Below are 528 nucleotides of genomic sequence, written 5' to 3' on the forward strand. Positions count from 1 at the left end.
GGAGTTATACAGAGGTTCCCTAGTCTCCATTGATCGACAGGAAACAAATACTGCCAGCCCAATTCAAAAGGTGCGCGTGGGTATTTGCGAGCTAAGGCATGGGGCAAGTAAACGCCGTCCCACCGTGCTTCTGAACAATCTCTCTGAAATAACCCGGTGACTAATGTCACTTGCGCCTTTAGAGCTGAAACCAGATGAGCAGAAAATGTTGTAATTCGCGACTTTCGGCCCTTGCCATCTCGCACGTAGACGCACAGCCGATCAAAATCGATATCCTGCACCCGCAATCGAACCGTTTCCATTACCCGCAAACCCGAGCCGTACATCAATCCGGCACAAAGCCTTGTTGGCCCTTGCATGTTGTTGAACAGCCGACGCACCTCATCATCGGTCAGGACTGTGGGTAGTTTTACAGGGCCTTTGGCTTTGTGAAAATCAGAAAAGTCACCGGGCTCTATACACAAAACTGCTCGGTACATAAATACAATGGCATTGAGCGCCGTCTTTTGCGTATTAGGGCTAACATCG

Annotated in this window: 1 protein-coding gene; it reads right to left on the reverse strand. The window is 49.6% G+C overall.

Annotated elements, in window-relative coordinates; translation table 11 throughout:
* Nucleotides 1-528, reverse strand: a 528-nt coding sequence (locus ACFQEU_RS17980) for a tyrosine-type recombinase/integrase (RefSeq protein ID WP_379784386.1), incomplete at both ends; no start/stop codon positions are given.

The sequence above is a fragment of the Halorubrum tibetense genome, assembly GCF_042661865.1.
Classification (GTDB): Archaea; Halobacteriota; Halobacteria; order Halobacteriales; family Haloferacaceae; genus Halorubrum; species Halorubrum tibetense.